Below are 21,167 nucleotides of genomic sequence, written 5' to 3'. Positions count from 1 at the left end.
ATAGTACTATATTTGCTATAATTACGAACTAACTTTAATATTAAAAATTATGAACAAGTCTGAATTAATCGACGCAATCGCAAAAGATGCAGGTATCACTAAAGTTGCAGCAAAAGCTGCTTTAGAGTCTTTTATTGGTAACGTTACAACTACTTTAAAGAAAAAAGATGGAAAAGTTTCTTTAGTAGGTTTCGGTACTTTCTCAGTAGCTGAGAGAGCAGCTAGACAAGGTATTAACCCTGCAACTAAAAAACCGATCAAAATTGCTGCTAAAAAAGTTGCTAAATTCAAAGCTGGAGCAGATTTATCAAATGCAGTTTCAGGTGCTAAGAAAAAATAATCATTCAGATTAAAAAAATTCAAGGGCTGTTTCTAAGAAATAGCCTTTTTTGTTTTCAAACAATAACAGGAAACTTAAACCATTAAGAAGTTTTAAGCTCCTAAAGATGATTATGTTTTGGCTATTATACTTAAAAAATAAGCGGGCTAAAGCCCGCTCCATTGATATTACAAAGTTTATATTTTCAGGATGATGATTTGATATTTCACAAACATCATCACTGGCTTCTACCCCCAGATTCTCTCATTACGGAGCCAGTCTCGAAATCTTCCAGTCAAGGTCCTCAAGTTCATAAATTATCCTGTCATGAAGACGGTTTGGCCTTCCCTGCCAGAATTCTATTTCATAAGGTCTTGCAATATATCCGCCCCAATTGGCGGGTCTTGGTACTTCTGTATTTTCATACACCTTTTCCAGTTCTTTTAATTTCTCTTCCAGAAACTCTTTGTTTGGGATCACCTGGCTTTGCGGGGAGACCACAGCTCCAAGCTGACTTCCTTTCGGCCTTGAATGAAAATAACCGTCACTAAGGTTTTCTGCCACTTTCTCAAGATCAGCCTTGATGATAATCTGTCTTTCAAGATTAGGCCAGAAAAAATGCAGGCAGGCTTTATGATTGTCTTCTATTGCTTTTCCTTTTCTGCTGTTATAATTGGTATAAAAAATAAACCCTTCATGGGTATATGCTTTAAGAAGCACCATTCTTGTTCTTGGACACCCATCTTCTTCTACTGTAGAAACCGCCATAGCATTAGCTTCTGAGATCATTGGGTTCTCGCTTGCCTCCAAAAACCAGTCTCTAAACTGTTCAATTGGATTTTGTTTTATCTCACTTTCAATAAGTTGGGATTTCTCGTACACTTTTCTTTTGTCGTGCAGGTTTTCCATAAATATTTTTTATTAAATTTGAGTATGAATCACTCATACAAAGGTAAAATATTAATCTCGACACCCGACATTTCCGGTGATATTTTTTCAAGATCAGTAGTATTGGTTATTGAACATAATGAAAGTGGTGCATTTGGTTTGATATTGAATAAAAAGAACAGCCAGATGAGTAGCAAATTCAAAGATTTTTTTGACTTTAAAATTGAGGTATATGATGGAGGACCTGTAGAAAATGACAAGGTATTCTTCATTGTAAAAGGCAAAAGAGTTACAGAAATTTATACAGACATTACTGATGAATACTACCTTACAGAAGATATTGAGCGGATCATTAATGCGGTTTTAAGCGGTGAACTTGATATTGAACACATTAAAATATTTTCGGGATACTCTGGCTGGTCTCCTAATCAGCTGGATACGGAGGTTCAAAGGAAAATGTGGACGGTTGTGGATGTCTATAATCTTGATTATACCCTTCCCAATGATCAGACACTCTGGAAGTCTATTATGCAGAATCTTGGAGGGGAATTTCTTCTCTGGGCCAATTCACCTGAAGACATATCACTAAATTAAATGTATATTTTTCATATTATTCCGAAAATTAACAAACTTTAAGATTATCTTAACCAATTTTAAAGAAAGTTTTTCCGTTCTTTGGAAAACCAAAATCACTGATATGAAAGGTATTACCCTACTTGCTTTATCAATAGTTTCTACAGCGTTTTTATCATTTACTCCTACCAATAAAAAATATATTGTCATTGATGCCGGACATGGCGGAAATGATTTTGGGGCTGTTTATGGTGAAATTCTGGAAAAAAATATTTCATTAAGCATTGCTAAGGAAATCCGGAAAATCAATGAAAACCAGAATAAATATGAAATTATTCTAACAAGGGATTCAGACAGTTCTCCTACCCTTACTGAAAGAACAGATCTGATCAATAGGCTGAACCCTGAAATGGTCCTTTCCCTTCACGTTAACAGTTCTCCGCAAAAAGAAAGATCTGACAACGGATTTGAAGTTTACGTTCAGAATTCTGACGTTTCAAAGGAACTGGCCGGAAAAATCTACAAGAAATTCAATGCCTGTAAAATTGAGGAGCGTAATCTTCACATGCTAAGAGAGACCAAAGCACCTGCTGTATTGGTAGAGCTTGGCTTCATTAATAATTCCGACAACAGGAATTATATTACCAGTGAAAAGGGGCAGAAAGAAATCGCACAGAAATTTGTTGAGATTATCAACGAATATTAAATAAAGAAACAATTTCTGATTTACTCAGAATAAAACCCGGTAAAGGACTTCTGGAACTTTGTTGTTTACCGGGTTTGTCAATTTCTATTGATTAAAACTTTGTTTCCAGCTTTCTACCAGCTCGGAGAAGCGGGTCGTTTCAAAAGTTTTGTTTCTTATCTTACCTACGGAAAATATACCTTTCTCATCAGAAATCATTAAAATTTCTTCAGCCTTCTGGGATTCAAAAGCGATAATCTCGTGTTCCTGAATATCAGCAAGGTTATTTTTGTGTAAAAAAGTAACAAAGTTTTCCATCAGAGGAGAAATGTAAGCTCCTTCTGTCTGCTTTGGTACTTTGATAACGTCGCTCTCTAAAAAGAGAAGATTTCCGGCTGTGGTACGCGCTATTCTTTTGTTTGGATTCAGAAGAATCACATCGTCAAGGTCATTTTCCTGGGCATAAATTACCCCGTAGATATTTTCCGGACAGTGAACTCTGATGTTGCTTAAAAGGTTATTATTAACGTTGATTTCTTTAATCAAATCCAATTCAAGAGGTCTCTGATGAACAGCAAGTACATCCGCTATTTCCGTCACTTCGTAAAAATAGGAAACAGAAGATTTCGCTAGTGTTACTCCATCATCATTTCTGAACACCTGAAAATTGATAATTCCATTTTCTACTCCTTTACTTTCAATAATTTCTTTTTGAAAAAGAGTCTGGAAAAACTCCAGGGTGTACGTCAAAGGAATATTAAGTCTCATCTTTCTCATGGAAGCCATCAGAAAAAAATAGCACTCTTCGTCCATGATCAATCTACCATTTCTTACCAAGAAAGAAACTTTTACTGAGTCTCCCCAAAGAAAAGCTCTGTTCTTTACATTTAACTCGTCTGATGTAAAATATTGATTTTCCAATTTTTGATGTAATTTATTTACAAAAAAATAATGAACGATAAATCGTTCATCAGTTTTATCATTTCCTATAGCCCGGTATTATGCCGCACCTAGTTTTATTCTAAGGTTTTCGATAAGATTTTCCCAATACATTGCATTTTCCTCTTCATCACCTTCTTCACAGAAATCTGTAATATTTAAAGCAAGGTCTTCTGTAATATCATCAATTGTGATAGTCATTTCAAAGAAATTTTTTGTTCCTTCATCTTCTTCCCATCTGAAACGCACGAAACCTTCAGGCTTATATCTGATCAAAGTGGCCTTCTCAGCAGGACCTCCACCCCAGCTAAAAAAGAAATCATCGCCTTTCTCTGTTACCTCATCCGCAAACCATTCAGACAATCCCTCTGCAGTTGCCAGATATTCATATAAAATCTCTGATAAACAGTGCATTGGAAATTCGTAATGGACTTTATGTTTCGCCATATAATCTTTGTTTTATCGTCCCGCAATATATAAATTAATTTTTTTATTACGCAAAAAAACAATTACTTTTTTATAGAATCTGCATGATATTTATCACGGAATTTGAATCACTGCGGTGTTATATTTTAAAGCTAAAAATTACCATGCAAAAAATAAAAAAATCTCTCATTTACAGAGAGATTTTATTTTTAATTTTCATTCAGTATATCAAGAATAATCTGGCATCCTTCTCTGATTTCGTCCAGAGATAATGTAAGAGGCGGAGATATTCTCAGGTATTCATTTCTGTACAGCTGCCAGAAAACAATAAGCCCTCTTTCCATACATTTTTTAGCTACTTCCAGCGTGTATTCAGGAGTTCCTAAGTTTACGGCAAGCATCAAGCCTTTACCATTGATATTTTTGATTTTAGGGTGAACCAAAAGTTCCCTGAACAACTTCTCTTTTTCCTCTACTTCGTTCATTAAACCGCTTTCCAGAACTTCTTTTAATGTGGCATAACTTGCCGCTGCAATGAGTGGATTTCCTCCAAAAGTAGTAATGTGGCCCAATTTAGGCGAATGTGAAAGGGTTTCCATGATTTCTCTGGAGCTCATAAAAGCTCCTACAGGAACTCCGCCTCCCATTCCTTTTCCCATGACAAGAATATCCGGCACAATTCCGAAGTGTTCAAAAGAGAATAACTTCCCTGTTCTTCCAAATCCCGGCTGTATTTCATCCAAAATTAAAAGCGCTCCTACTTCTTCACATCTTTTCTTGAGCTTGATCAGGTAGTCGTTATCAGGAACCAGAAACCCTGCTGCTCCCTGAATGGTTTCAAGGATAACACAAGCAGTCTTCTCCGTGATTTTACCGAAGTCTTTTTCATTGTTAAATTCAATAAAAGAAACCATTGGTAATAAAGGACGGAATTCTCTCTTGTGCGTTTCATTTCCGGAAACACTTAAAGCTCCGTGAGTATTTCCGTGGTAAGAATTTTTAAAGGAAACAATTTCTTCTCTTCCGGTATATCTTTTGGCCAGTTTTAAGCTTCCGTCAATGGCTTCTGCACCACTATTTACAAGGTAAGTAACTTCCAGTGGATCCGGAGTAGCTTCTGCAAGCAGTCTGCATAATGCAACAGGTTTTTCCTGCGCATATTCTCCGTAAACCATTACGTGAAGATATTTATCGGTCTGTTCTTTAATGGCATCCACTATTTTAGGATGTGAATGTCCCAGCGTATTGGCAGAAACTCCTGCTACAAAGTCAAGATATTTCTTTCCATCTGTACCGTAAATATAACTTCCTACTGCTTTTTCCACTTCAAAACCAGCAGCAAACTTGGTGGTTTGAGCCTGATATGTAAAAAAATCTTTATGCATTTCCATTGTCTACAAAAATTTCAGCAAAGCTATAAAAGATTCATTAAACGCTGAAATTAATCCACAAAAAAGACCAGTGAGTTACTGGTCTTTTCTATTATTTTCTGGTACGTTTGGGCTTTTTAGCTTCCTCTTTCGCTTTTTCGTCATCTATGGCTTTCTGAGCTTTATCGAAGAGCTCATTATCTGCTGTATATTGTATTTCTTCGTTATTCGGACTGTCTACAAGGATGTCCTGCCATTTCCGGATCCTGTCTTTGGTATTCCAGTTAAAATCCGGGAATTTTCTTTTCGAAGGTTCTATCATACTCATCGGATAGGTATCGGAAGCAGCTCCGATACTGCAGGAAATAATTTGTAAAGCTCTTTCTTCAAACAATGCTCCGATAATTCCGCAGGTAGACAATGTAATTCCTATTCTTTCCGGTTTTTTGGTTTCCTGATCGGTATCATCAACATAGACGATGGACTGAGCATTTCCAACAACTCTTGCTTCTTTAATAGCATTTTTCTCGTAGTAAACCGTCATGAATTTTCCTTTTACCTGATTGAACTCATCTTTCAGCGTAAGTGAGTCTACTTTACTGATGGCAAAGGCATTTCCTATTACTTTTAAGGAATCAATATCTTCTGTCTTCGTATTGAAATAAGCTTCCACTTTATCTCCGGTAACCTGTTTTTCACCGCTCCATAGAATCGGGTTGGTATACATATGCATAATTCCGTCCGTTTCATTGAAGGCAATGGAATCTGCCCTTCCCTGTGCATTGGATTTATAAATGCGGGCTTTTTTAAAGGCTCTCAGATAGCTTTTCTTGACTTTGATATCCAACGTATCCGGTCTTTGATAAGAGATAATTTTTTCTGCGGCAAAATAGATAGAGTCTTTTTCCATTGCTTTTACAGCATAAGGATTTTTCGTCATCATTGCGGAGTCTTTTTTCTCAAAAATTTCCCCGTAACCTCCTTTTATAAATCTTTTTTCTTTAGGATCATCAAGGGTTACATTGCCCGTTGCTTTGCCAAACCCTGAGATCTGATTATAATACATATCATCACCGGTAAGGATTTTCTCATTATAAAAGATCCTGGAATTTTTGGTTAGAAAAGCTTCCTTGGAATCCATTTTATATGTTCCTTTTTCGGTATAGATTCTGTTTCTTGGATTGGTTTTGCTCGTAATGGTTGTAGGACCTAGAAAATCAGCAATTTTTGTATTCTGATTCTGCTTGATATTAGGGCCTTCTATTGTATATTGAGGTGTTTCAATCTTTACATTTCCGGTAAGATCCACTACTCTTGTATTAAGAAAGTAGGTTCCTACTTTGGCATAGGTAACATTCTGACCATCAGAAATCGTGCCTCCTGTATTAAAATAAGCCTGATTGGCCAGCCTGTCATAGTACAGGATATCTGTTTTTATGGTTTGTTTAGGATCCGTTAGGACTACATTTTTTCTGGCAACACCTTTCTGGGTATTGGCATCATATTCCATCTCACCTGCTGTGATTACAGACCCGTCTGTGTTTTGAAGCCTTGTATTGCCTATTGCTTTTACAAAGTTTTCTTCATTATACAAAACAACTTCATCTGCGGTAAGAATAGATCCCTGGTGTTCAATCTGAACATTTCCTGTAAAATATTGATTCCCGTCATATTTGTCAGGGCTTTTCTTGATCTCGTCAGCATGGATGATCTTTACTTTATCTTCAGGTCTCACTTGTTTAGGCTGAGCTGGTGAAGAAGCCTGCAAATAAGGATCTCTCTTCACAGGTGTTTTATCCTGCGCAAAATTGAGCGTAGAAATAAAGAGTAACAGAAAAAGGGCTATTCTCATTAATTAATCATTCTTAGTGCCATAGAAATACAGCGAATGAGAATCAATTTTTACGCCAAATGCTTCTTCAATGGCTTCTTTGATTCCTTGGATTCTTGGGTCACAGAATTCAATAATTTCTTCAATTTCTTTATCAGAGTCTTTTTTGTAGATCACCAGGTGGTCATGCTGTTTGTCAAAATAAGACTTTTCATAAGACGAAGAAGTCAATGTCTTTTCTCCGAACTGATGCTTACGGATTAAGCCTGCATCAAGGAAAATTTCAATCGTGTTGTAAATGGTTGCTTTGGAAACATGATATTTTTTCTGCATCATCAGAAGATACAGATCATCAACATTAAAGTGATGATCCATATTATAAATCTCTTCCAATATCGTATATCTTTCAGGTGTGTTTCTGAACCCCTTTTCTAATAAGTAGTTTCTCAAAACATCCTTGATCAAAGCTATATTTTTTTCTTTTTGTACTGTATCCATTAAAAAAATTATCTACAAATTTATTGAATTTTATTTAAATAGATAGCATGGTTAAATACGAGTGACTACGAGTTGTGACGGAAATAGCCGGACTGCTCGATCTTATTGTCATAAACTGTTAATTCTGTGATGGGTGCAGATTCTACTTCAACGTTATGAGAAGATACTCCCCAGGCCTTAAAGTCATCACTTCCGATATACTTCACAAAGTTGTAAATATTAAGTGTAATCTTCTGTTTAACAGTTAAAAGGATATCGTTGATATAGGTGTTATCTATGATCACATATTTAAGATCCGGTGGTATATCATGAGCTCTTAAAGATGGATGGCTGCTTCTTGATGGAATAGTTCCGTCTGCCATTAAGTCTTTAAGAACCATATTGAAATAATCGTTGATTCTCCGGTCTACTTTAAATCCTAAAAGGAAGTTGATTTTATATACTGTTCCGGGAAGAATTTCATCTACTGTATATCTGAAAGTGTATGGATCTTCCTGGTTTACGATGCTCAGGATAAAGTAATGATCTGCTCTTTTCGGCTGTTTTTTGATGATAGAATAGATAATTTTAGATTCCACTTCATCATTTCTTTTTGCTCTGCTCAGATAGGCCAGATTGGTAGCATATTTCGGAATGGTTTCGTCCAGTTTCATGTCTTTAAGAATAGACACATATTTTTCTATTTTCACAAACTGGATAAATCTTGTTTTGATCAATCTTCCGTTATACCATGCATACATAGAAATTCCGATAGAACCAGCTAATACAACGGTGATCCATCCACCTTCCATGAATTTGATGATATTCGCACTGAAGAAACCTAATTCTATTGCCATATAAACCATTGCGAAAACCAGAATCAGGACTTTGCTTACTCTGTGTTTCAGCAGCCAGAAGACCAGCAAAACGGTTGTCATCAGCATGGTCACTGTAATGGAAAGTCCATAAGCAGCTTCCATTTTTCCTGACTCTCTGAAGTGAAGAACCACAATGATACACAGGATAAGAAGTCCCCAGTTGATTCTTGGAATATACATCTGTCCTTTTACTCCGGAAGGATAATCAATTTTCTGATTCGGCCAAAGGTTAAGAGACATTGCTTCCGAGAATATGGTGAAAGAACCTGTAATCAATGCCTGGCTGGCAATAATTGCGGCGGCAGTGGCTAAAATTACTCCCGGGATGATCATCCATTCCTGCATAATTCCAAAGAATGGGTTTACTACAGAAAATCCTGGTTTATTATGATTGGTCAAAAGCCACGCTCCCTGCCCAAGGTAGTTTAGGATAAGCATAATTTTAACGAATGCCCAGCTTATTCTGATGTTTTTAGCGCCACAGTGTCCTAAATCGGAATACAATGCTTCTGCTCCGGTTGTACAAAGGAAAACAGCTCCTAAAATAACAATAGCACTCGGAGAGTTGGCAATAAGCTTGTAAGCATAGTAAGGATTGAAAGATCTTAAAATCTCAAAATTTTCACTTAGGTGCATTACTCCCAGGCCTCCCAATACCAGAAACCAAACCACCATTATAGGACCAAAAAACTTCCCGATAAAGCTGGTCCCGAATTGCTGCACCACAAAAATGGCAATCAGAATTCCAATGGTAATAGGCACAACAGGGGTGTGCGGGTTATAGATTTCAAGACCTTCAATAGCTGACATTACTGTCAGTGAAGGGGTGATTACTCCGTCTGCAATAAGCGCCGCAGCACCAATGATTGCTATGAGGTACAACCATCCTTTCTTAAGGTTTCTTACTAATGAAAACAATGCAAGAATACCACCCTCACCTTTGTTATCTGCTCTCAAAGCAATGATCACATATTTGATTGTGGTCTGCAGGGTAAGAGTCCAGATAATACAGGAAAGAGCTCCTTCTATGTACTCATTGAAAGGCATATTGCTTCCCTCGGACCTTGCATTCACAATTGCTTTCATTACGTAAAGCGGAGAGGTACCAATATCTCCAAAAACAATTCCTAGAGACACTAAAACTCCCATGAAGGAAAGTTTCTTTATGTCGAAGTGGTAACCATCTTCTGTAACTTCTGCCATATCAGCTTAATTTATTTTAAAGGCGCAAATTTATACTAATTTTATGACGTCAAGAATTTTTCTTCATAAATATAATAAATGAAAAAACTTCCTTTCGGAAGTTTTTCTCTATAACTATTTTACGTACATCGCTTTTTTAATTTCCTCTTTCACTTTTTCAAGTTTAGGGAACCACTCTGCAAATAATGCAGCAGAATAAGGTGCAGGTGCATCAGGAGTAGTAATTCTCTTGATAGGAGCATCTAAATAATCAAATGCTTTTTGCTGTACCATATAAGTAATTTCTGAAGAGACGGAACCAAATGGCCAGGCTTCTTCTAAAATAACAAGTCTGTTTGTTTTCTTTACAGATTCTAAAATTGTATCAAAATCAAGAGGACGAACTGTTCTAAGGTCAATAACTTCTACAGAAATTCCTTCTTTAGCCATATCTTCTGCAGCCTGTAAAGCCAGCTTCATGATCTTTCCGAAAGAAACCAAAGTAACGTCTGTACCCTGTCTCTTGATATCTGCTTTTCCTATTGGTAAGTAATATTCTTCTTCAGGAATTTCCATTTTATCTCCATACATCTGCTCGGATTCCATGAAAATAACAGGGTCATTATCCTGGATTGCCGTTTTCAATAATCCTTTTGCATCGTATGGGTTAGAAGGTACTACCACTTTAAGTCCCGGACAGTTGGCAAACCAGCCTTCGAAAGCCTGAGAGTGAGTTGCGCCTAATTGTCCTGCAGAAGCAGTAGGTCCACGGAAAACGATTGGGCAATTCCACTGTCCTCCACTCATCTGACGGATTTTCGCCGCATTATTGATAATCTGATCAATTCCTACCAATGAGAAATTGAATGTCATAAATTCTACAATGGGTCTGTTGCCATTCATTGCTGCTCCCACAGAGATTCCAGTAAATCCAAGTTCTGCAATCGGTGTATCAATTACTCTTTTCGGACCAAATTCATCCAGCATTCCTTTTGAAGCTTTATATGCACCATTATATTCTGCAACTTCCTCCCCCATCAGATAGATGGATTCGTCTTTACGCATTTCCTCGCTCATTGCCTGTGCAATTACCTCACGAAAAGTATATTCTGCCATATTTTCTTGAAAAATTTAGACTACAAAAGTAGTGTTTTTTTATTATACACATCATAAAAAGGCATTTCATTTGAATGGAAAATTTTAATGCTTAATTTTATTTATAACGGCTTTTCTTCGTAACAGCTCTCTTATCTGCAGTTTTTCTGAAGCCTCCAAAAAAATTCCCGATATTTCTTTGTATATAAAAAAATGACACCTTAATTCTGAGGTGTCATCTAAAATTCTATTTAAACTTATATTAATTAGCTTTCTCCCAAACCTGGGTTCTTCCTAATAAAGATAATCCTAAGTAACCTCTTACATTCAGTTTATCACCAGTTCTTGTAATGGTACATTTGTATGTTTTTCCTGTTTTAGGATCCGTAATAGTTCCTCCTGTGAACTCATCACCGTCTTTTTTCAATCCTCTGATGATTTCCAATCCTAAAATTGGTTTTCCCTTTCTGTCATCCTTACAAGCTGTACAGTTAGGATCAGCAGGCTTTATCAATAACTGAGAAACTTTCCCATAATATTTCCCATCAGATTTTTTATATACCTCCACAATAGATTTCGCCTGTTTTGTCTCATCATCTATCGTTTTCCACTTACCTTCGATCTGTGCAAACGTAAGCACACTGAACAGCGAAAGCACGAATGTTAACAATAATTTTTTCATATTTCTTATAGTTTTAATTTTAATACAATATTCTTATCTACGTATTGATAAAAATATAAATTAATTTTCAACAAACAAAAACTTTTATTATACAAAGCATAAAGAGCTAAAGAAAAACAAGAATGTCAATCAAAAATCGATTATTTATCCTTAGTAAAGCTTCCTGTTAATTACCCTGTCCATATAATCCTGATACCAGGCCTTTGCCGTTTTCTTCCCTTGCTCTACTTCAGGATTTTTAACTTCATTCATGAGATTTTTTTCAAGGCTCAGATCAGATTGAGCATACACTCCGATGATTTCTTTTCCGTCAAAGCGGTAAATATAATTTCCGATCATGAACTGATCCGTACTTCCATCTGAGTTGACTACGATGAAAGGATATTTTTTATCACTCACCAAACTTCTACCCCAGCTTCTGATAGGTTTGTTATACCCGATAAGATCAGCCAGTGTAGGATAAATATCAGCCTGCTGTGCAATTTCCTGGCTGACTCCTTTTAACTGATAGGCAGGATTCGGAGAATAGAAGACCAATGGAACTGCATAGCGGTTCATCGCTCTCTCATATTCAGGATAATAGACCTGATTGGTATGATCTCCCGTGAAAACAAAGATTGTATTATTGTACCAGGGCTGTTTTTTAGCCGTCTCAAAATATTGTTTGATTGCATAATCTGTATACTGCATCGGCTCGTGGATTTCTATTTTTCCCTTTCTAAATTTCCCGTTATATTTTTCAGGGATTTTAAAAGGGTGATGTGATGATGCTGTAAATACGGTGGCCATAAAAGGCTGTTTCTTTCCTACATTCTTAGCAAAATACTGAAGGAAAGGTTCATCCCAGATCGCCCACATTCCATCAAAATCCTCATCATGATTGTATTCTGTTTTTCCGAAATAATGTTTAAATCCTAAGATATTCCCGAATCCAAGGAATCCCATAGAACCATTAGGGGCACCATGATAAAAAGAAGTATCATAGCCAAGGTCATTACACACGGAAACAATAGACTGAATTTTCTGATTGGAATACGGAGATCCTGTAAATGCGTCGGTAAGACTCGGAATTCCGGCCAATACGCTGCTCATCCCATGAATAGACTGTCTTCCGTTTGCAAAAGTATTGGGGAAAATAAGACTTTGATTAGCTAAACTATCCATAAACGGAGTATAAGAAACGTAGTCTTTAATATTTTTGTCTTTATTGAAGGCTCCAGAATACTCTCTTCCGAAAGATTCTACAATGAAAATAACAATATTGGGACGGTTCTCCACTTTCCTGTCGTATACTTTATAGGGCTGAACATTTTCTTCGATAAACTTTTCATCTACAAAATGAACTTCCTTGAAATTATTGGTATTTAAAGTCCTGAAAAAGGAAAATGTACTATTGAGCACCATATTTCCCTGCAGCGGATTGGTTACAAAACGGGTTGCATCCACCATATTGATCGGTCTTGTACTGTGTTTAAAATCTCCTCGGATTCCTCCCACAACCAGCACCGCTGTAATACACAGCGTAAGAATGGAAGTGATAAAGTAAGGAAGTAGTTTCAAAGGTTTCACATCATCCACTTTCACCCTTTTGTAAAGGAAAACCCATAAAATCATCAGCACGACGTACCAAATCAGCACAAAAGGATGTTCACCAATAGAGATCATCAGTGTTTTGGAAACATTAGACTCATGTTCTGCCACCTGAAATACTGCTGAAGTAAGCCTTGCCTGAGAAAATTTATAGTAAATAAAATCTCCGAAATTCATCGCATACGCAATCCCGTTGGTAATGAAATACAGCCAGAAAAGAATCTTCTGAAAAACTTTCTTTGTATTGATCACCAAAGGCAATAAACTAAGGAGTATAAATAAGGCATTGACATATAAAATAGCTGTGGTATCGAAGGCTGTACCATGGAAAGCCAGCTTTATATATTCTGAAATGGAATCAACTTTAATCAGATCTTTATTAAAGTACCAGAATAAAAGTCTGGCAATCTGATAAAAAACATAGGCTAAAAAAATTCTGTAAACCAGTGCCAGAACTTCCTGTTTTCTAAATCCTTTTAAAAATTTCATGGGACAAATTTACATCAAAATCACTGTAATGCATTTTTTAGTTCATATTATTTTGAGTTAGAATTTCTAAAAACTGTAATTTTGTGCTTATGGATTTTATAAAGAATAATCTGGCCAATGCCTTAACCCTCGCTAATTTATTTGCAGGCTCTATTGGGGCAATACATCTAATATTAGGAGATTATCAGACAACAGCTATCTGTCTTATTCTCTCCTCGGTTTTTGATTTTTTTGACGGCTTTGTAGCCAGAGCTTTAAAATCAAATTCCAATCTTGGGCTTCAGCTGGACTCGCTTGCAGATATGGTAAGCTTTGGGGTAATCCCCGGACTTACGATGTATAAAGCACTTGAACCTTTTGGTGCAGAACTGCTTGGCATGCATTTTCCGTTTGAGATCAAATATCTGGGACTCATTGTCACTGTATTTTCCTGCCTGAGGCTTGCTATTTTTAATCTTGATGAAGAGCAGCGTTATTATTTCAAAGGATTGAATACGCCAACCAATACCGTTTTGCTGTTCGGTCTTTATTATGCCTTTAAAGAAACCGGATCTTTCAGCTTTTTATTTGATAATGAATTGCTACTGGTTCTGCTTACTCTTCTTACTTCATGGCTTCTGATCAGCCCGATCAAGATGATGGCAATGAAATTCAAATCCAAACAGTTAAAAGATAACTATCCAAAAGTCTTACTATTAGTGGGAGGAATTGCTATTCTTGCCCTGTTCCAGACTGTGGGAATCCCGATGCTTGTTTTGTATTATATATTAGTATCAATAATATTCCAAAAACAATTAAATTAAGCTGTACAATTGATGAGGAATGCTATATCCTCATTTCAAATTATCAAATTAACACATTTTCAAATAGAAAAAATGAATTTAAAACTCCATAAACCACTTTGTATTTTTGACCTGGAAACTACAGGAACCAATATCGGAAAAGACAGAATTGTTGAAATCTGTATTTTAAAAGTAAACCCGGATGCTTCCAGAGAAAGCAAAACATGGCGTGTAAACCCGGAAATGCCTATCCCTAAAGAAAGCAGCGAAATTCACGGCATTTATGATGAAGATGTAAAAGATGCTCCTACTTTCAGAGATATTGCTTCTAAAATTATGGAAATGATTACCGGAAGTGATTTGGGAGGATTTAATTCCAACCGATTTGATGTTCCGCTTTTGGCAGAAGAGCTTTTAAGAGTAGGAATGGATTTTGATCTGAGTAAATTCAGACTGGTAGATGCACAGACTATTTTTCATAAAAAGGAGCCCAGAAATTTAGGGGCAGCGTACCAATTCTACTGTGGAAAAACATTGGAAAACGCACACTCTGCAGAAGCGGATGTGATGGCGACTTTTGAAGTACTGGATGCACAAGTAGGAAAATATGATGATATCCCTAACGAAATAGCTCCGCTAAGTGAATTTACATTCCACAATAAGAATGCGGATCTTGCCGGATTCATAGGATATAATGAAAAAATGGAAGAGATTTTCAACTTTGGAAAATATAAAGGACAGGGAGTGAAAGCAGTATTCCAAAAAGATTTAGGATATTTCGGATGGCTTCAGAATGCCGATTTTCCGTTGTATACCAAAAAAGTTTTTACAAAGATTCAACTATCAAGCAGATTTTAAAAATGTCAGAACTTGTTCGTTTTAAATTTTATGAGACCGCCCTTGAAGCTAACAGGGATAAGCAGATACTGGCTGAAAACGGTATCAACAGTTTCATTGCAAATGAGCAGCTTATCCAGTCGGATTGGCTTCTTTCACAGGCAGTAGGTGGTATACAGCTTCAGGTTTTTGAAGAAGATGTAGAAAAGGCCAGGCAGATTCTACAGGATTACAAAGACAATGAACAGTATTCATTGGAAGTAGAACATACTATTTCTGATCCTGAATTTGATTTTGTATGCCCAAAATGTGGTTCCAATCATATTTACAGGGATGACAGTGCCACGAGTTTCTTCGGCATTTCCTTTCTGACGAGCCATAAATTCAAATGCTATTATTGCGGGAATGAATTTAGTCATTAAGTTTAAAACTCAGTTTAAATATATTAAATTGTTTTTTAGAAAAGTAAAAAACAATTTAATATACAAAATTAACAGTAAGAAAAACTGAGATGATTAATAAATTCTGAAAAATTATACTAAATCATATTCTAACAATTTACCATTTTAACAACATACAACTATCTATAGTTTTAATATTATTATATCATGTTTAGAAAGAACACTTAAAAATTTATAGGTTTTTCTATTAAAAAATTCAAGCCTTTAGCTGTAAGTCTTATTAAATGTACTACTATGAATATCTTTGAAATTACTTCGCATCAAATGTTATTATTTTTTAAAAAAAATCGCATTAAACATGAAAGAAAAAATAAATAAATATGAAATTTTATTTACTAAATATTCAACATTATTAATTTTAATAAGACATATTGGCTCATTAATAATCAATTGGATATTTGGAGAATATTTATATCTATACATGGATATTTTCATACTTTGTACTATTACTCCAGCTTATATTTTAATTTTTCATGTTTCAACTTTTAATTTTTTGAAATTAGGATCTATAACAAGCATATACTATTTAATTTTAATGATATTATATTCTTCTATAGGGTACTCACAAAATTTGATAATTATATTATTATATATTTTTCTATTTCCTTTAGGATTTTTGTTTTTTTTTAATTTTAAAAAAACTTTTATTTTATCTTTTTCAATACTTTTAATATTTCCCCTCAGCTATCTGATTAAGATTTATTTTAAATTGGAAGTTATTTCAGAACAATATCAAACTCTATTTAATATTTACACAACTATTTTTTCATTAGTTTTATTTTTCACTTACTTATATTATTTTATTCAAACAAATAAGCTAAAATACGTTTATAAATATACTTTAAATAATGAAATTCATATTGATGAATTTTATTTAATAAAACCTCATATTTATAGCTTTTCATCTAATTCTACTGAGTTTACAAATGAAAGTATATATGATGATCAGTCACTTTATAAATTACTATTTGACAGAATAGAAAACTATATGCAGGTATATCAGCCCTGGAAATCATCAACTTATAATCTTAATCAATTAGCAAAAGATTTAAATTCGAATCATCAATATGTTTCCTTTGCAATAAATAAGTATACTGAAAATAATTTCAAAACTTACTTAAATAATTACAGATTAAAAGCTTTTATTGATGTAGCAAAAGATAAAAATGAACAAGGCCTTTTTTCTGTAAAAGAAATTTATCTTACTGTTGGCTTTGATAATCAAGCTACATTTAATCGTGTTTTTAAAAATAAATATTCTTTAACTCCCCAAGAATACTTAAATGATCTTAAAAATAATAACGTTTAGCTTCTTACAATTATTAAAAGGGTGAAAAATCCACTAATCAAATACCTAAAAACTTAACCTTTCAAAAATTCTTAATAACATGATTAATCTCTTCTTTTTGATTATTTAAAAAATCAAAAAATTCTTCTTGTGTAAACTTCACTAAAAATGTATCCATTTGAACGGTATTTAATATAAACCAATATTTTTTCAAAAAAAATCCGGAAAAACTTAAGGTTTTCCCGGATCAAATATTAAATAATCATATTGATTTATAAAAAATCATAATTTAACTTAGTATACAAAAGGATAGAATGTTGCTAGTCCCCACCACTGCGCAGTATTATTTCTAACTCTTATTTTGCTAGTTGAAATGGTATTGCTTAATACATAAGTTGTTATACTATTTTGAGTTACCGTAGGTACTGCAGCTATCCCTACCCAAGATGATCCGTTCCAGTATTCGAACTGTAGTCCTGCTACATTTGCATAAGCAGAAACCCACTGTGCATTTCCTGCCCAACAAGTAACCGGGCCAGCTGATACAGCAATCTTTTTAACAACTTTTGCAGTCCCAAAATTGATCTCAATAAATTGATCTGCTGCAGTATTTGGGGAAGCCCAACCTGTTGTGTAACTACTATCTGTCATACTAGCCTGTGTAGCAGGACAGGTGTTTCCATATCCTGAACTTGAGGCAGAATAAGTACCCGTTTTGAATTCCGTAGGATTACCTAACGTTACCTCACATGATGAGCCAATTAAACTGATTGGAAAAGTTTCTTCTTTATAAGAATTACCTGTATAGGTTCCTGATACGTTATAAACGATAGATCCTGATCCGTTCACCATATTTCCGGCAGCTCTTGTTAAAGTAAGTCCACTTTTTGAAACCACTTCTGCATTATATGAAGAAGCAAGAGTAGCAGTATAGTTAACGGTTACCGTTCCCGTATATGACTGCCCATTAATTAAAGTATTGCTGGGAGAAAGAGAAACTACAGCCGCTTCACAATCCAATACAGGAGGAGTTACCTTTGAGTCCCAATATCCTACAGGATAGAAAGTTCCTATACCCCACCATTGTGCAGTATTATTTCTCACCCTTAGTCTTGAAATAGCAGGGGTATCGCAATTTATATCTATAATAGTTACTCTATCCTGATATAGTGTAGGAACAGAAGCTAACCCTACCCAAGATGACCCATTCCAATATTCTAATTGTAATCCTGCTTGATTTGCATAATAAGAAACATAGCTTGCATTTCCTGCCCAACAAGAAACGGGACCTCCAGATAGCACAACTTTTCTCACACCCATAGAAGGAAAAGTAATCTCTACCCACTGATTGGCTGTTGTATTTGGAGAAGCCCATCCAGAAGAATAATTTGTATCTGTCATGCCGAATTGTGTGGCTGGGCAACTATTTCCATATCCATCACTAGAAGCTTTATAAACCCCTGATAAATAATCAGACTGATTATCTCCAATTACTACATTACATATACTGTTTCCTTCCACATTAATGTCTGCGGTTACAATAGCGCAATTACTTCCTGAATAAGTACCTCCAATAGTGTACTCTACAAAACCTGAAGGAGTGGCAAAAGTTCCTGCAGCACGAGTAAGTGTAATACCGCTAGGCAATGTAACAGTTTGTGCAGGATATGTTATACCGCTTTGATAAGCTTTATAAGGAATTCTTACCGTTCCTCCGCTATACGTTGTACCTGCCTTTAGGTATTTTATAGGAGTCATTCCATACACAAAAGCATTTGCACAATCCACAACAATGGATGAATTAAGGACTTCCCCAGATTTTTCACACACTAATCCATTTCCTGCAAACCTTGCTTTAAAAGGACCTGGTACAGTCGGCGTTCCGGAAATAGTATAAGATAAAATAGCACTTGCACCTGCATTAATAGTTATTGGCTGAGCCGGAGTTGGACCAGAAACAGAGAGCCCACCTGTTGCTCCTGATAAAGTAACATAATTAGTAAAATTACCGGTAATAGGAGCAAATGTATTATTATCAATCTTAAATTTAATAACATTAGCAGCAGTATTCGCTACATTTACAATATAATTACCTTCTATTGAACTTCCCGGACAATCAATACTTACTATAGCTCCTTTTGGCTCTCCTAAACATTCCCATGTTGGATTATCTGGTGTTCCAAAATTATAGTTCAAACAACCATCGCTATCACCACCTCTACAATCTGTACAGTAAACGATTAACCCTGCAGCCGGTTTTGTAATAGCATCTCGCACTGTTTTTTTCATTCTCGGTGGCAAGAAACCTTTAGTAGAAGAATTCACATCTAACATTGCGCTAGGATTAATGTTAGTGTCAGAACCAATACCAACTTCTCCTATTCTATAAATAGCGATATTCTTGTTAGCTGCTGCATCCGTTGTAGTTCCATTTAAATACCATTCAGTAGACGGCTTAGGCTGATATGTAATGTATTTAGATGTTGTGGTATCATACTTCCAAAAAGAACCATCCACAGAAGATGAATATACACTATTGGGGTTAGCAGTGACATTTGGAGTAAATAGTGTTGATACTATATTTGGATCTGTAGTATCAAAACTCACTAAACTTGCGACCTCCTCATTAACCTTAACCCATTTTTCCCCATCGTTATAATAAAAACCTTGAGTGACAGCAGAACCAAAAGTACTTTTGTTATATACTATCATGCCTCTTACGTGTAACGTTAATGGGTTAGGCAAATTCAAATCAGTCAATACAACCCTTGGTATTAATACTCCTTTTGTATCACTTACTACATCTAGTACAGAGTTTGGATCTGGTGTTATTGTATTTATCCCCACTTGAGAAAAAGTAAAGGAATAAAATAACAACAACAAAATTAATTGTAATTTTTTCATTTTCTATTTTTTAAAATTCTGAAACAAAGAAAATTAAAATGTTTACAATTAATTTTATAAAACATAAAAACCACAAAACATTATTTAAAATAATATAAATACAACAGTATCAATACTTTATTTTTTTTGATTTATTAAAATAATTTATTCTAAATATTTATTTATAATTATTATTTAACATTATATATAAAAGAGATTCAACATAAAATTCTTAACAGGTACAGTCGATAGGAAGTATGAATAAAAATCTAGTACATTTTGAAGAATTTGCATGTCCAAAACCATCATTACGTAATGTGCTATTGTTTCCACTCCATTAGAACTTACAGTATAATGATAGGGGAAACTTACAGTATCTAATAATTCTTATATTCATAAGATTCCGGCAGCCCTTTAACATTCATTCTCATTTCTCGAAAGCTTTTTAATTTTTCATAATAATTTAGTTTTAAAATATTCTGTGGAGACTCTTTTATATGTGAATTTTAACTCCTAATATTTGTATAAATATAAAATTCAACAAACACTTTGTTCATTTAATGTAATTATCCTTAAATTGATGCAGTATTTTGTACATAATAGTATATTTGCATTATCAACAAAAACAACCGTTATAGTACAAATGGGCTGATCTCCGATCGTAAATTGAGGGTACTAAATCATAAAAATAATAATTACAGGATTTTTGAACAGCAAAATTATTTTGTATAAAAAATCTTATAAAAAGAAGATTGTATTTTCGAGTATACTGAGTATTAAACTCAAATGGACTATGATCTTAAAAAATATATAGAAAAATAATGCTTTAAAGTTAAATTAAAAAGCAATTAAGTTATGAAAATCATCTGCATAGGAAGAAATTACAGTGAGCATGCGAAAGAATTAGGAAACGAAATTCCTGAGAATCCTGTTATTTTTATGAAACCGGATACTGCCGTTCTAAAGGGGAATGATTTCTACATTCCTGAATTTTCAAATGATATTCACTACGAACTGGAAGTGGTATTAAAAATTTCCAAGGGTGGAAAATATATTCAGAAAGAAGCAGCGCACAAGCATTATGAAGAAATTGGTCTTGGAATAGATTTTACAGCCAGAGATCTTCAGAGTGAACTGAAATCAAAAGGGCTTCCATGGGAACTTGCCAAAGGTTTTGACGGTTCTGCTGTGGTAAGCAGTTTCTTTAAAAAAGAGAGTTTCAGCCTTGAAAACCTTCAGTTTTCGTTGTTAAAAAATAAAGAAAAAGTACAGGATGGTAATACTAAAGATATGATGTTCAGTTTTGATGATATTGTAACTTTTGCTTCCCAGTATTTTACACTGAGAGTAGGTGATCTGATCTTCACAGGAACTCCGAAAGGGGTTGGAAAGGTGGAAGAAAATGATATTCTGGAAGCTTACCTTGAAGAGGAAAAAATCCTTGATATCCGAATATTATAAGTATTTAATACCAAAGTCTGACAAATTTTTC

Annotated in this window: 19 protein-coding genes; 8 read left to right on the top strand and 11 right to left on the bottom strand. The window is 34.8% G+C overall.

Annotated elements, in window-relative coordinates:
* The first annotated feature begins 49 nt into the window (after nt 1–49).
* A complete protein-coding gene (locus EK417_RS10035; protein WP_002976900.1) occupies nt 50–340 on the top strand; it encodes an HU family DNA-binding protein in 291 nt (96 codons plus the stop codon).
* Nucleotides 341–586: 246 nt separating this feature from the next.
* Here EK417_RS10035 and pdxH read toward each other — a convergent pair whose 3' ends face one another.
* On the bottom strand, nt 587–1,228 hold the full coding sequence (gene pdxH / locus EK417_RS10030; protein WP_136522089.1) for a pyridoxamine 5'-phosphate oxidase: 642 nt from the start codon (nt 1,226–1,228) through the stop codon (nt 587–589).
* A 24-nt stretch (nt 1,229–1,252) separates the two neighbouring features.
* Between pdxH and EK417_RS10025 the strand changes: the two genes are divergently transcribed.
* Nucleotides 1,253–1,801 (top strand): YqgE/AlgH family protein, encoded by a 549-nt coding sequence (locus EK417_RS10025; protein ID WP_076596351.1) that lies wholly within the window; start codon nt 1,253–1,255, stop codon nt 1,799–1,801.
* Nucleotides 1,802–1,904: 103 nt separating this feature from the next.
* The gene (locus EK417_RS10020; protein ID WP_136522088.1) at nt 1,905–2,486 is read left to right on the top strand and encodes an N-acetylmuramoyl-L-alanine amidase family protein; all 582 of its coding nucleotides are present in this window, start codon (nt 1,905–1,907) and stop codon (nt 2,484–2,486) included.
* An 84-nt stretch (nt 2,487–2,570) separates the two neighbouring features.
* On the opposite strand, the gene EK417_RS10015 is transcribed toward EK417_RS10020, so the two are convergent.
* The 9 genes from EK417_RS10015 to EK417_RS09975 all read right to left on the bottom strand — a co-directional run bounded on the left by EK417_RS10015 (nt 2,571) and on the right by EK417_RS09975 (nt 13,424).
* A complete protein-coding gene (locus EK417_RS10015; protein WP_136522087.1) occupies nt 2,571–3,386 on the bottom strand; it encodes an aminotransferase class IV in 816 nt (271 codons plus the stop codon).
* 78 nt (nt 3,387–3,464) lie between these two features.
* Complete coding sequence (locus EK417_RS10010; RefSeq protein WP_034696870.1) at nt 3,465–3,851, bottom strand: START-like domain-containing protein; 387 nt, start codon at nt 3,849–3,851, stop codon at nt 3,465–3,467.
* Between the two features lie 188 nt (nt 3,852–4,039).
* Entirely contained in the window at nt 4,040–5,215 is a 1,176-nt protein-coding gene (locus EK417_RS10005) for an aspartate aminotransferase family protein (protein WP_136522108.1), read from the bottom strand.
* A 97-nt stretch (nt 5,216–5,312) separates the two neighbouring features.
* A complete protein-coding gene (locus EK417_RS10000; protein WP_136522086.1) occupies nt 5,313–7,052 on the bottom strand; it encodes an OstA-like protein in 1,740 nt (579 codons plus the stop codon).
* A 3-nt stretch (nt 7,053–7,055) separates the two neighbouring features.
* Complete coding sequence (locus EK417_RS09995; protein WP_027374694.1) at nt 7,056–7,529, bottom strand: Fur family transcriptional regulator; 474 nt, start codon at nt 7,527–7,529, stop codon at nt 7,056–7,058.
* A 65-nt stretch (nt 7,530–7,594) separates the two neighbouring features.
* The gene (locus EK417_RS09990; protein ID WP_076596355.1) at nt 7,595–9,589 is read right to left on the bottom strand and encodes a KUP/HAK/KT family potassium transporter; all 1,995 of its coding nucleotides are present in this window, start codon (nt 9,587–9,589) and stop codon (nt 7,595–7,597) included.
* A 114-nt stretch (nt 9,590–9,703) separates the two neighbouring features.
* A complete protein-coding gene (locus EK417_RS09985) occupies nt 9,704–10,684 on the bottom strand; it encodes a pyruvate dehydrogenase complex E1 component subunit beta (protein ID WP_076596356.1) in 981 nt (326 codons plus the stop codon).
* 241 nt (nt 10,685–10,925) lie between these two features.
* The gene (locus EK417_RS09980; protein ID WP_076596357.1) at nt 10,926–11,345 is read right to left on the bottom strand and encodes a DUF2147 domain-containing protein; all 420 of its coding nucleotides are present in this window, start codon (nt 11,343–11,345) and stop codon (nt 10,926–10,928) included.
* Nucleotides 11,346–11,495: 150 nt separating this feature from the next.
* Nucleotides 11,496–13,424: an LTA synthase family protein gene (locus tag EK417_RS09975; RefSeq protein ID WP_136522085.1), complete on the bottom strand. Its 1,929-nt coding sequence runs from the start codon at nt 13,422–13,424 to the stop codon at nt 11,496–11,498.
* A gap of 89 nt (nt 13,425–13,513) precedes the next feature.
* Here EK417_RS09975 and EK417_RS09970 point away from each other — a divergent pair, with 89 nt between their 5' ends.
* From EK417_RS09970 to EK417_RS09955, 4 genes are all read left to right on the top strand, one after another.
* Nucleotides 13,514–14,227 (top strand): CDP-alcohol phosphatidyltransferase family protein, encoded by a 714-nt coding sequence (locus EK417_RS09970; protein WP_076596359.1) that lies wholly within the window; start codon nt 13,514–13,516, stop codon nt 14,225–14,227.
* Nucleotides 14,228–14,299: 72 nt separating this feature from the next.
* The gene (locus EK417_RS09965; protein WP_110367082.1) at nt 14,300–15,064 is read left to right on the top strand and encodes a 3'-5' exonuclease; all 765 of its coding nucleotides are present in this window, start codon (nt 14,300–14,302) and stop codon (nt 15,062–15,064) included.
* A 2-nt stretch (nt 15,065–15,066) separates the two neighbouring features.
* On the top strand, nt 15,067–15,465 hold the full coding sequence (locus EK417_RS09960) for a putative signal transducing protein (protein WP_110367081.1): 399 nt from the start codon (nt 15,067–15,069) through the stop codon (nt 15,463–15,465).
* Nucleotides 15,466–15,802: 337 nt separating this feature from the next.
* The gene (locus tag EK417_RS09955; protein WP_110367080.1) at nt 15,803–16,813 is read left to right on the top strand and encodes a helix-turn-helix domain-containing protein; all 1,011 of its coding nucleotides are present in this window, start codon (nt 15,803–15,805) and stop codon (nt 16,811–16,813) included.
* A gap of 273 nt (nt 16,814–17,086) precedes the next feature.
* Here EK417_RS09955 and EK417_RS09950 read toward each other — a convergent pair whose 3' ends face one another.
* Nucleotides 17,087–19,696, bottom strand: coding sequence for a discoidin domain-containing protein (locus EK417_RS09950; protein ID WP_498365953.1), 2,610 nt, complete (start codon nt 19,694–19,696; stop codon nt 17,087–17,089).
* An 834-nt stretch (nt 19,697–20,530) separates the two neighbouring features.
* Here EK417_RS09950 and EK417_RS09945 point away from each other — a divergent pair.
* Entirely contained in the window at nt 20,531–21,136 is a 606-nt protein-coding gene (locus EK417_RS09945; RefSeq protein WP_110367078.1) for a fumarylacetoacetate hydrolase family protein, read from the top strand.
* The last annotated feature ends 31 nt before the right edge of the window (nt 21,137–21,167 follow it).

The organism is Chryseobacterium candidae (assembly GCF_004916905.1).
Taxonomy (GTDB): Bacteria; Bacteroidota; Bacteroidia; order Flavobacteriales; family Weeksellaceae; genus Chryseobacterium; species Chryseobacterium candidae.
Note: the sequence above shows the minus strand (reverse complement) of the source record. Positions and strands in the feature narration are given on the sequence as shown.